The sequence below is a fragment of the Saprospiraceae bacterium genome, assembly GCA_016716185.1.
In the GTDB taxonomy this organism is placed as follows: Bacteria; Bacteroidota; Bacteroidia; order Chitinophagales; family Saprospiraceae; genus Vicinibacter.
The window spans coordinates 648,061-661,868 of the sequence record JADJWV010000002.1 but is presented as its reverse complement, the minus strand read 5'-3'; the positions used below and the strand labels follow the sequence as shown (position 1 = coordinate 661,868).

The following is a 13,808-nucleotide window of genomic DNA, read 5'->3' as shown; positions in this document are numbered from 1 at the left end:
CATCAAAAATTGCAGACGCTATTATGGAGATGAAAAAATATCAGAGGTCTTATTAAATTTAAAATACCTGCCTCTCAAATCATTGTATCTTGCAAGTGCCGTTATTAATAAGCCCATAACAGATTTCAGATGTTACACACTGAGGTCCTCGAACCCGGAACTTTTTCCTTACTAAATCAACTCATGTCATTGCATGAGCTGGATGCATTCGCTTTGACTGGTGGAACTGCCCTTGCATTGCATTATGGTCATCGCAAGTCTATTGATTTAGATCTATTTTCTTTTGGAGAATATCAAGCGGACACTATCCTTGTTTCCTTACAAAATAAATTTGGACATCGATTTGTTTATAGAGAAGATTTAACCCACATTGGGATATTTGCTTTTATAGACGCTGTTAAAATTGATATCGTAAAATACAATCATCCTTTAATACGTCCAATTTACATCACTAATTCAATCCGATTTTATAGTCTGGAGGACATCGCAGCCATGAAAATTCAAGCCATTCTTGGCAGAGGAACAAAAAAAGATTTCTGGGATCTTTATGAGTTGATGGGTCACTATTCCCTAACGGAGTTATTTAATTTCCATAAACAAAAATTCCCAGGCCAACGACTTTTAATCAGTTTACCCATGGCACTTACTTACTTTGAAGATGCAGAGACGACTCCTGAACCTCTCCTTATGAAAAATATAAGTTGGGAGCAAGTAAAGAAATCTATTTCGGAAGCCGTGAGAAATTATCTCCAATAAATTTATAATTATGGGGACTTCTAAAAAACCTCTCAGACGAGGCGTGTGAATTTTTTAAGCTCAGAGTTTACTGCGTATCCCGCAAGGCGGGAGAGGAGTTTAAAAAATTTACACAACGAAGTATCAGGGATTTTTGGAAGTGCCCTTATGTATGAATAGCCCGCTTTGCACTGGCATCCATTGCTGCTTCCTTTAATGCTTCCGAAAAAGTGGGATGTGCGTGGCATAGCATGGCCATATCTTCTGCACTGGCTTTAAAATTCATCAGGGCAACAGCTTCCATGATCAGGTCAGCAGCCCGCGCTCCACAAATATGTACGCCTAATATTTCATCAGTCTGTTCATTTGATATGACTTTTACCAGGCCATCCAGATCGTTGCTGGCTCGGGCACGCCCCAAGGCTTTAAATGGAAATTTTCCGGTTTTATATTGAATACCACGTTCGTTAAGCTGCGCTTCGGTGTATCCAACAGATGCCAATTCAGGCCATGTATAAACTACTTGAGGAATGAGATGAGCATGAAGCTCAGGTTTTTGACCCGCTAATAACTCTGCTACATAAACGCCTTCTTCTTCGGCTTTATGGGCAAGCATTGCTCCACCAATGACATCGCCAATAGCATAAACATTGGGATTGCTTGTTTGCAAATTTTGGTTGGTTTTGATAAATCCCTTTTCATCCGTTTGGATTTCTGCTTTATTCAAAGAAAGGCCTTCTGTATAAGGCTTTCTTCCGGTCGCGACCAACACATATTCGGCTTCCTCTTTCAATGATTCGCTACCCTCTTTGGCTCCATGAAAAAGTTCAACGTGGCTGTTTCCAATCTGTTGGATTTTTGCGACAGAACGCCCAAATTGAAAATCTATATTTAATCTCTTAAGGGATTTCATCAACTCATTCGAGCAATCGCGATCCATATTCGGCAGTATATGATCCAAATATTCGATCACCTTCACTTTTGTCCCCAATCGCGCATAAACAGAACCCAACTCCAATCCAATAACGCCTGCACCCACAACTATCATACGTTTTGGAATTTCCTTCAGGCAGAGGGCTTCAGTAGAACTGATGATCCTTTGTTTGTTGTAATTAAATGAATCCGGACAATGAGGCTTCGAGCCTGTTGCAAGAATGCATTTGTCGAATAATAGTTTCTCTGAGCTTCCATCATCTTTCGTCAACAACAATTCCCTGCTCCCGGCAAATGAAGCCAAAGCATGTATCACTTTGATTTTATTTTTCTTCATCAGGTACTGGATCCCTTTTGTGTTTTGAGTCACAACCTCTTGCTTCCTCTGCATCATCTTGTTGAAATCCAATCGCACCTCGTCCACCAGAATTCCATGAATATCAAATCCGGTTTGGAGTTGATGGAAATGTTCCGAACTATCGAGTAATGCTTTTGATGGAATACATCCAACATTCAGGCAGGTGCCGCCCAAACTGGGATAACGTTCAATCAAACTTACATCAAAACCCAATTGAGCACAACGAATAGCTGCGAAATAACCCCCTGGACCGCTGCCGATCACACCAATTTTCATGTGGAACTGTTTTATTAAGGGAATGCTCAGATCTTTGCTTTGTTCAGAGGTAGGCCTGATATATTAAATATTTTTCTTCGGAGGCACTTGCCCTTTGTTTCCCTGACCTTTCCCATCCTGCGGCCTTTGATTTCTTTGCACCGGGTTATTTGATCTTTGATCTCTGCTACTTTGTGAGTCCTTTTGGGTGAGATCGCCTTTAGGTCTGAATTTTTTCTTCTTCTTTCTTTTTCGCTTATGATCGGGTAATTCGATTTCACCAGTCACATCCACAAATTCACTTTCCTGAGGTTTTGCCTGTTCCATATGTTCTTCAGACGGAATAATCTCATCCGGTAATTCACCGCGGTCGTTCATGGATTTTATTTTGCGGACATAATCCGGCAACAAAGGCATTACCAACGATCTGCCGGATTCCGGTTCATACGCATAATACAAAACACCTCTGAATATATCGACTTTGATCAACGTCGCCTTTCCTTTTTTGGATTTCAGTTCATCGACGTTGGACGGATATTTATCCAGTTCGTCGACATACAAATCCAATTCGTAATTGAGACAACATTTTAATCTACCACATTGCCCGGTTAACTTGGATTGGTTGATGGCAAGGTTCTGATAACGCGCCGCATTGGTATTCACCGATTTAAAATCGGATAACCAGGTCGAACAACACAACTCTCTTCCGCAGGACCCGATGCCCCCAATGCGTGCAGATTCCTGGCGTGCACCAATCTGCCACATTTCAATTTTGGTTTTGAAATCACGCGCATACAATTTCACCAGTTCGCGAAAATCTACCCGCCCATCAGCCGTATAATAAAAAGTTGCTTTGCGCAGATCTGCCTGGAATTCTACATCGCCGATTTTCATATCGAGCTTCAAATTCCTTGATATAACTCTTGCTTTGACCAGGGCCGACTTTTCAACAGCTCTGGCTTCTTCCATCCGTTCAATATCTCTTTGATTGGCTTTGCGCAAAATTTCAAATGTGATCCGGTCTTCTGCAAAGTTCTTCTTCTTCATCTGGAGTTTGACCAGATCTCCCATCAAACTGATCCTGCCCACATCGTAACCTCCATAACCTGTATCGACCACAACCAGATCGCCAGTATCGACCCGAAGATTATCATGGATGCGGTAAAAAGTTTTTCTCGCTCCATTTTTAAAACTTACTTCGGCAAGATTAGATGCCATCGGGTCGTCGAGTTCCAATACGGTAATCCAATCATACGTATTCATCCGATTGCATCCTCCGGATTCGCAATGCCCTTTGCTGCCGCAACCGGTAGGCATTCCATTTTTCTGATTCGAACAAGATGTACAAGCCATGAATAGAAGTTTATTTTATCAATTCAACTTCGAGCGGGTAATATGCGCAAGTTGAATACAAAAATCTGTCATCAGTATTTTAACATTTGCATTTCGCTGAATGGCAATTAACGCATCATCCAGTAAAATATTAATTTTTTCAATTTGATCGCTGCGTAAAGCAGAAGAAAGCTTCCGGACATATTGAGTCAGGGAAGATTGAATTTGATTTTCATCTTCATTTTTTGAGTATTTCCATCTCAAAACAAAGGACAATATTCTTTGCATCCAGACCAGAAAATATTTTTGTTCTTCTTTTGAGATCTTTGTAAATTGTTCAACCCAATTAACCATTTCCTGTGCCTGATATTGATAAACGGATTGCAACAAGTGTTGCAGGGTTTCGACACGAGCCATCGCTTTATCCTGCAGATAATGGATGGCTTCCTGGATATTTCCTTCCGAAGAAACAATTGCCGAATATGCATCTCCTGTTGTGACCGACAATTGCTTCGCTAAATAATCGGCAGATCGATCATAAGGTATGGATCCCAGTCTGAATAATTGTGCCCGGGACTGAACAGTAGAAAGCAACATCTCGGAGTGTTCGCTGACCAATATGATGTAACTCCCTTCCGGTGGTTCTTCAAATAATTTTAGAAGCCTGTTGGATTCTTTTCCAAGATATTCGGGTAACCAAATTATCAAAACTTTTATATCGGCAACAAATGGTTTTAAATGCAAAAGAGAAACGATGTTCTCAACTTCTGAAACCGGAATGTTTGCATTTTTACTCTCTTCCTCAAAATGGAGGAACCATTCTGAAATGCCCATGAATGGAGATTCCTGAACGGCAGTTCTCCAGGTTCCATAATACTGCTGACAAGTTTCTTTGGCTTTAGACAGCGGAAATGAAAAATGAAGATCGGGATGGATCAGTTTGTGTGACTGTTTGCATGCATTACATTGCCCGCAAGGTTTCATTTGGTTTTCACACAATAATGCCTGACTTAAGGCTAATGCTAAAATCAATTGGCCCTGACCCGGTTTTCCTGACAGTAGAGATAGATGCGGGAGCGTCTTGTTATTTACGGAATCCAATAAATGCGCCCATAGGCCTTCCTGGCCAATGACCATTTCAGACCATAAACTGTTCTGAATTCCGGTTTGCTCCAAAATGTCTCCCTGTTTCATTTCAAAGACAAAAATACAGACAAATATGCAGAGATATATAATTGATTATAAGTATCTTATAAATTAATAAGATATTTAATATTTTTTGTGATCATTTTGGCTCATCCCCAACCCCCTGCCTGGTCGGCAGACAGGTTCTTCACGGTAGTGGAGAAGGGAGCGATACGTTATTCGATATATTTCATTCTACAATTCCCCTCTCTTTCAGGAGAAGGGCCAGGGGTGAGTGCCTCATCCCCTACCATTCTCTCTCTTGGTGGATAAGGGAGCGATTTCGTCTTACCATAACATTCACTTATACAAATAAATTAACTGGATCAAAATCCAAATCCAACATGCAATCCGAATACCTGTGTGTATCCTGAATTTTTATTGGGTCCGAATCTACCAGGGGCAACCAGTTCAATAAAAAAAACGGCATCATTTCCAATTTCAAAAGCTTTATTTAACAACGGAGTGAATCCAAATTGACCTTGTCCCGTTTCAAAAGCAAGTCTGAATCCGAAGGTAAGTCCGTTTCCAATCGGAAATAAAAACCCGGGATGGTATAATAAATGTACTTCATACGGTTTATCCAAATCTACATTTGGCTTCAGCAAGGGTACAAACTCAAAATCAAATTTGACTTCTCCCGCCAATTTAAAGTTGATCCCCATCGGAAAGCCAATCGCATAAAAATCATTTTGATAAAAATAACGTACATCTCCCCTGTTGATAGCCAGTACCGGTTGCACCACGCCAATATGATAGCCTGCATTTCTTTGAGCTTGTGAAATGTTGGCACAAATGAGAAAAAGAATTATTGCCGATAGAAAACCGATTTTATTTCTCATAATTTCAAATTTTCTGCTATTTAAGACTTTTTTATCTTATTTTAAAATAACAGAAGAAAATCTTATTACTTTTTTAAAAAAATAATTTGATTATTTCAACAATCCCACAAAATAGGTCGGGATAATACCGGCAGCGAGCGTTACCAATGAAAACAAAATGAGCATTCCGGAATGCAACGGAGACAAGGAAAATTTCTGATCTGCACTTCCGGAAAACATGGCATTGATAATTTTATAATAATAATATACCGACAGGATCGTACATATTACGGCAACTACAACCAGGGCTGCATATCCATGTGTAATGGCCTGGTTCAACATAAATATTTTTGCGACAAATCCTGATGTAAAGGGTCCGCCAGCCAATGAAATCAAAGCTATGGTCATGACAACAGCCAAAGTAGGATTACTGCGGTATAATCCCGCAAATGCGTTTAAATCATCCGAACCGGATTGCTCTTCCACAAAATGCACCACCGTAAAACTCACGACTGAAGCCAATACGTAAGCTATAAAATAATAAAGTATTGCCCAATCATCGCCAGGTTTTAATTGGATGAAACCCATTAATATAAAACCGGCTTGAACAATTCCGGAGTAGGCTAACAATCGTTTGACACCCTGCTGTTTTAAAGCGAAAAGATTTCCAAAGATCAGTGTCGCCAAAATCAGCATTATAAAATATGCATCAATCCAGTCAGGCATATTCTCCGCATTCATTTGGATGATCCTGAAAAAAGCGCCCATCGATGCAATTTTTACAAGGCTGGCCATCGCTGCTGTAAATAATGTTGGCGTGCCTTCATAAACATCAGGTGCCCAAAAATGAAAAGGAACGATTGCAATTTTTAAAGCAAATCCAGTAAAAATAAACAGATAAGCCATTTGGGCTAATAAATTACCATCTGCAGAAAATGAATTATCGATATTTAAACTTCCGGAAACGGCATAAAGTAAGGCAATCCCAAACAACAGAATGGCACTGGTAAAAGATCCGGTTATGAAATATTTTAAGGACGCTTCATTGGATTTAACTTTCCTGCGATCCGCGCCGGCAAGTATGTACATAGATATGGATAATATTTCCACGCCTAAAAACATCGTCATATAATTGGAACAGGACACCATAAGGATAGAACCCACAAGCGCAAAAAGAATTAAACCTAAAAAATCTGCAATTTCTTCCTGTCCCCGTTTTTCATATACGTTGTAAAATGGAATTAACGCCAGTCCGTTAAGCATTACCAATCCGGAAAGAACCGCTGCATTGCCATCCGTTTGCAGCATATTCATCAAATAATGATTCCAGAAAGTTTGTCCGGAAATTAATGCATAAAAAGCGAGTGCTACACCGCCAAGTGCAACAGGCATTATAATGTTCCGGAGTTTTGCAAATCCCAGAAACATAACCCCGATAGCAAACAACGACAATATGATAAGAGCTAACATCATGATGATCCTAATTTGATGGTTTAATTATTCATGAATCCAAAAGCATACTGCCCGATCCCTACCCAACTCACCGGAAAAAAACCTATTACAATAATCAGAATACTTATAACAATAAATACATAATCTTCGGATAAACTTAGTTTACCAAAACCACTGCCCGTATTTGATACGGGGCCGAACATACTCTTCTGGTATAATCTAAACATATATACGGCTCCAAGAATGATTGACAAAGCCGCAAATGCTCCGTAGAATGGTTTGAACTCCGTAATGGACCATAGAAGGTAAAACTCTCCGATGAAACCACAAGTCAAAGGCAATCCAATACTGGATAACAATACAATGAAAAAGTAAACCGCAAATCGCGGATTAACTCTTGCAATTCCTGAAACAGAATCGATGCTTGGATCATTTGTTCTGCGTATGACCACGTCCGCTGCAAAAAACAAACCTGTAGCAGCCAGGCCATGTGCCAGAATTCCAAACAATCCGCCCTGAATACCCAAATTAGCCATGGTTAAAACTCCTGCTGCGATGAGTCCCATATGTGATAATGAAGAATATGCAAGCAACCTGATGATATCTTTTTGCCTCCAGGCAATGAGTGCACCATAGACCACTCCGATCAAACATAATGCAATCAGATAATTCTGCCATTTATAAATGGCTTCGACAAAAAAGAAATCGAAACGAATCAATCCAAAAATCCCCATTTTTGACATGACGGCTGCAATGATCATTAGACTAGGCCGGTCGGCTTGTGCGTACAGATCTGCCTGCCAGGTATGGAATGGAAATATTGGCGATTTAATTCCGAATGCAATAAAAAATGCCGCAAGCAACCAGTATTGATAATCCAGCGCCATTTTATTTTTATAAAAATCTGCCCAGGAACTGAGACTGAGGTAACCTTGCATATGGAACTGAATAAAAAGTATAGCCGCAAGCATTAGCAAACCACCAAAAACGGTATATAAAAAAAATTTAAATACCGCTTTTTTTCGTTCAGGGCCTCCAAACCTCAACACAAGAAAGTACACCGGGATCAATGCAGCTTCAAAGAAAATATAAAAACTGATAGGATTTTGCGCACTAAAAAATCCGTTGAATCCTGCCTGTGCCAATAATATCAATCCGTAGTAACCTGCACTCCGGTCATTTCCTTTTACCAAAGTAGCCAGGATACTCAGGCAAATTACCAATTGGGTTAAAAACAAAGGCAGGACAGATGCTGCATCCAATCCAAAATGCAAATAAGCTCTGATCGAAGAGATCCATTCAACTTGTGTATTAAATGACAATTGCTTCCCCTCGATATCGTAAGTGCTCATCAGCAGCAAGAAATAAAATAAACTGATGATGCTTGAAAATAAGGATAGATAGGGTGCATACTTCTTACCGGATAAAAAAGTGAATACCGCAAAAAGTATTGGAATAAAAATCAAAATTATTGCCAACATCATATCCTTTAAATTATTATGAACGTAAGGAGTATAATCAATAAACCTATTATACTATACAGCAAGTACCAGCTCAATTTTCCATTTTGTAAATTGCGCAAAGCAAAACTACCAGACTGCACAATGGCTGTTGGTATACTCACAATTTTATCAACAACACCGAATTCAAATGTGTGCATCAACCAGGATCCGGTTCTTTTAAGAGGTTTCACAATCAAGAAATCATAGATTTCGTCCAAATAGTATTTATTTGCCAACAGTTTAGCCAGATAATTCTCGTTTGCATCAGTATATTTTCTGTCAACACCTGCATATCTTTTGTAGGTCAGTACAAACAGAATTACCAAAGTAACAACCGTCACAGCCCACAATACATACTCAAATAAGTGGCTGACATGAAAAGCTTTTTGAAAGATGGCATGCTTTAAAAATTTCTCCAGTAAATGAGCCTGACCCGTAATTTCAGGCAGTCCTGCAAATCCACCAACAATCGATAACCCGGCCAGAATTACGAGTACAGATCGCATATTCCACGGTGACTCATGGATGTGAGCGTGTGTTTCTTCACTTCCTCTGTAAGTTCCATGAAAGGTAGAAAAAAACATTCTGAGCATATACCAGGCTGTAAAGACAGAAGATATCGCCAACACTATAAAAAACACAAAATTCTTGGAATAAACCACGGCAAGAATTTCATCTTTTGAAAAGAAACCTGCAAACGGCGGGCAACCTATTATCGCCAAGGTACCAATCAACATCGTCATATAAGTCCATTTCATTTTAGACTTCAGTCCACCCATATTTCTGATATCCTGTTCACCATGCAAACCATGAATCACGCTACCTGCACCCAAAAACAATAAGGCCTTAAAAAAAGCATGCGTCATCAAATGAAAAATAGCGGTGATGTATGCTCCAACTCCCAGAGCCGCAGCCATATAACCCAGTTGACTCACTGTGCTGTAGGCCAGAATTTTTTTAATGTCGTTTTGTTTAAGGGCTATCGATGCAGCGACAAATGCGGTGAGACAACCTGTGATTGCAACTACCGTTTGAGCAATTGGGGTTACATCGTACAGAAAACTCATCCGTGTCACTAAATAAATACCCGCAGTAACCATGGTAGCAGCATGAATCAATGCAGATACAGGTGTTGGTCCTGCCATGGCATCGGGCAACCACGTGAATAAAGGTATTTGTGCAGATTTGCCGCAAGCGCCAATAAAAAATAAAATTGCAATAACGACCATTATGGGTTCGTTCAAATTTACTCCGCTGATGATGGTATCTTTCACATCTTCAAATTCTATGGCACCTGTTGCATAAATGGTCATGAAAATCGCAATCAAAAAAGCAAGGTCGCCGATCCTGTTCATCACAAATGCTTTTGCAGCAGCTTTGTTGTATTCCAGATTTTCATACCAAAAACCAATCAGCAGAAATGAACAGAGTCCTACACCTTCCCAACCGGCAAACAGCACTACTAAATTGGAACCAAGAACCAGCATGAGCATACTGAACATGAATAAATTCATGTAAGCCATAAAACGGGGATAACCTTTGTCATCGGCCATGTATCCTGAAGAGTAAACATGGATCAAGGTTCCGACACCCGTTACCACAAACAACATTACTAAGGTGAGGTTATCAATAAAAAATCCAAAATTCACCTTCGCAGCCCCTTCGCCAACGAACCAGGTGTAAAGTTCTATGGCCGTCTTTTTATCTTTTAAATTGACGTAGGCCAACATTGTTCCAACGAAACTGATTAGCGGCATCAGACAGGCCATGAATGTGACCAACCATTTAGGAAACTTTGAACCTATAATTCCATTGAGTATAAATCCTAATAATGGAGGCCAAAGGATGAGGTGTAAAATTATTTCCGGATTCATCTTTATGTTCTGTATAAATCAACCTTTCATTTGACTGAACAGGTCGATGTTTGTTGTCTTTAAATTTTTGTAAATCATTACGATGATAGCCAAACCAACCGAAACTTCAGCTGCAGCAACTGCCATTGTAAACAATACCATGATCTGCCCGGCACTGTCACCTCTGTAAGCGGAAGTGGCAACCATCATTAAATTCACGGCATTCAACATGATCTCGATGCACATAAATACAATGATGATATTCTTTCTGACCAGTACTCCAAGTAATCCAATAAAGAACAAGATCGCACTGAGCAATAGGTATTGTTCCAATGATATGGTTCTTATGATTTCGGGAATGTGATTCATGGCAACACAATTTTACGGGGTGATTCATTTTCCTTTCTGTTGAGCAACACTACACCGATCATCGCCACAAGAAACAGGACGGAACAAATCTCCATAGGAAATAAATAATCGCGGTAAAGGACCTCGCCAATATTTTCGACTAAACCTATCTGATAATCTGATACTTCCGGTTTCTCAAGGAGTGTAGATTTAAAAGCGGACAAAAAGATCAATAGCAAACTTCCTGAAGCAATCGTAGCCGCCGTGGCAGGAATCCACGATTTAATATGTTCGATTTCCCTGTTTAAATTCAGGAACATGATGACAAATAAAAATAAAACCATGATCGCTCCGGCATACACCACAATGTTGACAAGTGCAAGAAACTGTGCATTCAATAATATATATTGCGCTGATATCAGAAAAAATGTACCCACAAGAAATAATACACTTCGAATGGGATGCTTCGATACAACAACCATCAAAGCACACATAATAGTCAAAGCAGATATGATGTAAAATATTTTATCCATAGATCACTCAATTTTGCCGGAAAGATTCAACCAACTGGTCCTTTCCGAAAATGAAATCGTCCCGGTCGTAACTTGCCGGAGCCATTTTATCGTTTTGCAGGAATATCGCTGCTTTTGGACAAGCCTCTTCGCAGAGACCACAGAATATGCATCTCAACATATTGATCTCATAAATTGCAGCATACTTTTCTTCCCTGTACAAGTGCTTCTCATCCGATTTTCTTTCGGCAGCAGTCATCGTGATCGCTTCAGCAGGGCAAGCCAATGCGCAAAGTCCGCATGCTGTGCATCGCTCAGCACCTTTTTCATCGCGTTTGAGGACGTGTAAACCTCTGAACACCTGACTCATTGGCCTTTTCTGCTCCGGATAACTGATGGTTGCTTTCTTTTTAAAAAGATGACTGATCGTAATGCCCATTCCTTTGAACACTGCGGGCAGGTAGATCCGCTCCGCAAATGTCATTGGCTTGCGGGGCATCAGTTTATATCGTTCTGTCAATTTTATGGCTGCCATGTTACGCTTTTAAAATAAGATAAAGAGAGCCGTCAACAAAATATTCAAAACCGCAAGAGGGATCAGTACTTTCCATCCCAGGTTCATCAACTGATCGTATCGGAATCTCGGTAAAGTCCATCTGATCCAAATAAATAAAAAGATGAAAAAAGTAATTTTTCCAAACATCACCGCAGCTCCTAAAACGGTTTTCAAAATACCCGGCTCCATACTGCTTACGAATGGAAATTGGTATCCGCCGAAATACAAAGTAGAGATTACTGCGCTGCTTATAAACACATGTATGTATTCTGCAAAAAGATAAAACCCCAATTTCATCGAAGAAAATTCGGTATGAAACCCGCCTACCAGTTCCGTTTCACATTCCGGTAAATCGAAAGGTGCCCGGTTGGTTTCTGCGAATGCACAAATGATAAAAATCAAAAATCCAAGAGGTTGATAAATCACATTCCAGTTCAGTCCGGCCTGCTGCTCCACCATGTCTCTCAAAGACAAACTCGAACTGACCATGATCAACGAAACAATCGACAAGCCCATTGCCAGTTCATAACTGATGTTTTGTGAAGCGGCGCGAATTGCACCCAGCAATGAAAATTTATTGTTGGAGGCCCAACCTCCAATCAATATTCCGTAAACTCCGAGCGATACCACTCCAAAGATGTATAGAATGCCCACATTGAGATCCGCCGCCTGCATTTCAAAAATGCGATCGCCGATTTTCAGATCCGGTGCAAATGGGATCACAGCACTGGTCATCAATGCCGTGCACATAAAAAGCGCAGGTCCGAGAATAAATAAAAATTTATCCGAAACCTTTGGAATAAATTCTTCTTTAAAAAACAGCTTAATGCCATCTGCAAGAGGTTGCAAGATACCAAAAGGTCCTGCTCTGTTTGGACCCAGACGGTCTTGCAGAAAAGCTGCCAGTTTTCGTTCGGCATAAGTTGTATACATGGCAATAAACAAAGAAATGCCAAATACAGATGCAATGAAAATTATTTTAAATATTAAATCGCTCATTCCGAAACAAATTTTGCATCTACATTTACTGCCGGCGAAATTACAGGCAGTTCGTATTTATTCGAAGCGATCACGGATTCCTGATCGACCTTACGAGGACCTTCCACAATCCAATCACTTATATCTCTTTTTTCAAATCTGCAGGAATTGCAGATAAATTCTTCCACTTCTCCAAATTCATTTTTCCTTGCGGTAACCCGGATGATGTTATCGCCTTTCAACCACAACACGGTTTTACCACAGCAATGTGAACATTCGCGATGTGCATCGAAAGGTTTTGAAAACCATACCCGTTGTTTAAATCGGTAAGTTTTATCCGTAAGTGCGCCAACCGGGCAGACATCGATGATATTTCCGGAAAAATCGTTATCGATGGCATTCTTGATATACGTACTGATTTCAGAAACATCTCCTCTGTTGAGTACACCATGCACGCGTTGGTTGGTAAGTTGTTCTGCAGCATAAACACATCGGTAACATAAAATGCAACGGGTCATGTGCAACTGCACGTAAGGACCTATATCTATTTTATCGAACTCCCTTCTTCCTTCTTCGTATCGCGTGTTTTCTTTGCCATGATCAAATGATAAATTTTGCAAATCACATTCGCCGGCCTGATCGCATACCGGACAATCCAAAGGATGATTGATCAGCAGAAATTCCACGACCCCGTTTCTCGCGTTGATGACTTCCTGGTTGGTTTCATTTTCAACAACCATTCCATTTTCGACCCGTGTTATACAACTTGCCACCAATTTGGGCATAGGCCTTGGATTGGCTTCGCTGGCCTGTGCAACTTTAACCAGACAAACCCTGCATTTTCCACCTGTATTTTCCAAAGAAGAATAATAACACATGGCCGGAGGATATTTTCCTCCCAATTGTCTTGCCGCCTGAAGAATGGTAGTGCCAGGTGGTACCTCGATGCTTCGTCCGTCTATGGTTACTTTTAATAATTCACTCATAC

General features: G+C 40.3%; 13 protein-coding genes. 1 reads left to right on the top strand and 12 read right to left on the bottom strand.

The window, feature by feature from the left end:
- The first annotated feature begins 129 nt into the window (after positions 1 to 129).
- Positions 130 to 756: a nucleotidyl transferase AbiEii/AbiGii toxin family protein gene (locus IPM34_04515; protein MBK8954806.1), complete on the top strand. Its 627-nt coding sequence runs from the start codon at positions 130 to 132 to the stop codon at positions 754 to 756.
- Positions 757 to 901: 145 nt separating this feature from the next.
- On the opposite strand, the gene lpdA is transcribed toward IPM34_04515, so the two are convergent.
- From lpdA to IPM34_04455, 12 genes are all read right to left on the bottom strand, one after another.
- On the bottom strand, positions 902 to 2,302 hold the full coding sequence (gene lpdA, locus IPM34_04510) for a dihydrolipoyl dehydrogenase (protein ID MBK8954805.1): 1,401 nt from the start codon (positions 2,300 to 2,302) through the stop codon (positions 902 to 904).
- A gap of 63 nt (positions 2,303 to 2,365) precedes the next feature.
- On the bottom strand, positions 2,366 to 3,634 hold the full coding sequence (locus IPM34_04505; GenBank protein MBK8954804.1) for a hypothetical protein: 1,269 nt from the start codon (positions 3,632 to 3,634) through the stop codon (positions 2,366 to 2,368).
- An 18-nt stretch (positions 3,635 to 3,652) separates the two neighbouring features.
- Complete coding sequence (locus IPM34_04500) at positions 3,653 to 4,807, bottom strand: hypothetical protein (GenBank protein ID MBK8954803.1); 1,155 nt, start codon at positions 4,805 to 4,807, stop codon at positions 3,653 to 3,655.
- Positions 4,808 to 5,124: 317 nt separating this feature from the next.
- On the bottom strand, positions 5,125 to 5,640 hold the full coding sequence (locus IPM34_04495; protein ID MBK8954802.1) for a hypothetical protein: 516 nt from the start codon (positions 5,638 to 5,640) through the stop codon (positions 5,125 to 5,127).
- Positions 5,641 to 5,730: 90 nt separating this feature from the next.
- Entirely contained in the window at positions 5,731 to 7,092 is a 1,362-nt protein-coding gene (locus IPM34_04490) for an NADH-quinone oxidoreductase subunit N (protein MBK8954801.1), read from the bottom strand.
- 20 nt (positions 7,093 to 7,112) lie between these two features.
- Entirely contained in the window at positions 7,113 to 8,555 is a 1,443-nt protein-coding gene (locus IPM34_04485; GenBank protein ID MBK8954800.1) for an NADH-quinone oxidoreductase subunit M, read from the bottom strand.
- A gap of 5 nt (positions 8,556 to 8,560) precedes the next feature.
- Entirely contained in the window at positions 8,561 to 10,447 is a 1,887-nt protein-coding gene (gene nuoL / locus IPM34_04480; protein MBK8954799.1) for an NADH-quinone oxidoreductase subunit L, read from the bottom strand.
- A gap of 18 nt (positions 10,448 to 10,465) precedes the next feature.
- Positions 10,466 to 10,795 carry an NADH-quinone oxidoreductase subunit NuoK gene (gene nuoK / locus IPM34_04475; GenBank protein MBK8954798.1) on the bottom strand — a complete coding sequence of 110 codons (330 nt, stop codon included), beginning with the start codon at positions 10,793 to 10,795 and terminating at the stop codon, positions 10,466 to 10,468.
- Positions 10,792 to 11,307 carry an NADH-quinone oxidoreductase subunit J gene (locus tag IPM34_04470; protein MBK8954797.1) on the bottom strand — a complete coding sequence of 172 codons (516 nt, stop codon included), beginning with the start codon at positions 11,305 to 11,307 and terminating at the stop codon, positions 10,792 to 10,794. Before IPM34_04470 ends, nuoK begins: the two co-directional genes overlap by 4 nt.
- 7 nt (positions 11,308 to 11,314) lie before the next feature.
- Positions 11,315 to 11,770 carry an NADH-quinone oxidoreductase subunit I gene (locus IPM34_04465; GenBank protein MBK8954796.1) on the bottom strand — a complete coding sequence of 152 codons (456 nt, stop codon included), beginning with the start codon at positions 11,768 to 11,770 and terminating at the stop codon, positions 11,315 to 11,317.
- A 60-nt stretch (positions 11,771 to 11,830) separates the two neighbouring features.
- Positions 11,831 to 12,841 (bottom strand): NADH-quinone oxidoreductase subunit NuoH, encoded by a 1,011-nt coding sequence (nuoH, locus tag IPM34_04460; GenBank protein ID MBK8954795.1) that lies wholly within the window; start codon positions 12,839 to 12,841, stop codon positions 11,831 to 11,833.
- Positions 12,838 to 13,806: a (2Fe-2S)-binding protein gene (locus IPM34_04455; protein MBK8954794.1), complete on the bottom strand. Its 969-nt coding sequence runs from the start codon at positions 13,804 to 13,806 to the stop codon at positions 12,838 to 12,840. The genes nuoH and IPM34_04455 overlap by 4 nt, the downstream gene beginning before the upstream one ends.
- Between the last annotated feature and the right edge of the window lie 2 nt (positions 13,807 to 13,808).